The sequence below is a fragment of the Sediminicola arcticus genome (genome assembly GCF_040566695.1).
Taxonomy (GTDB): Bacteria; Bacteroidota; Bacteroidia; order Flavobacteriales; family Flavobacteriaceae; genus Sediminicola; species Sediminicola arcticus.
Map to the genome: position 1 here is coordinate 1 of NZ_JBEXAE010000021.1, position 597 is coordinate 597.

General features: G+C 38.2%; 1 pseudogene. It reads left to right on the forward strand.

What is annotated here, in order from left to right:
- Nucleotides 1–563, forward strand: a pseudogene (locus ABXZ36_RS15775) (IS110 family transposase); the annotation flags it as partial.
- Between the last annotated feature and the right edge of the window lie 34 nt (nucleotides 564–597).

Below are 597 nucleotides of genomic sequence, written 5' to 3' on the forward strand. Positions count from 1 at the left end.
AACGAACGGCCACCAAGAACAAGATGCACGGCGAAGAGGTGCTAGGGTTACCCTCAAAGTTTGTTTATCGTTCTTTGATACGTAACAAGAAGCAGCTTAATAAGGAGGTAGCAGCTATCGAATCAAAGATTTTGTCTTTGGTAAAACAAGAGAAACAACATCAGTTGACCTTACTTAATAGTATTTCAGGCATCGGAATCAGGACGGCTCTTTTTTTGATAGTAAGTACCGATGGTTTCAAGTAGTTCGAAACGGCATCACAGCTTTGTAGTTATGTTGGTATAACCCCAACGATACGCGAGTCAGGGAGCAGCTTAAGAGGTCGTGCACGAATAAGTAAGGTCGGTAATAAAAAGCTTCGGAATTTATTATTTCTATGTTCCTTTAATGCTTGTAAGCAAAACAAGTCTTGCAAGGAAGTTTATGAGCGAATCGTGAACAAAGGAAAGAGTAAGAAACTAGCATTGATAGCAGTTGCTAACAAACTACTCAAACAGTCTTTTGCTATTGCAAAATCTGGTAGACCATATGATGAAACTTACGTTTCAATATTGCCTAGATAAATATGAAGATAGATCGAATAAAAAAAGCTCAAAG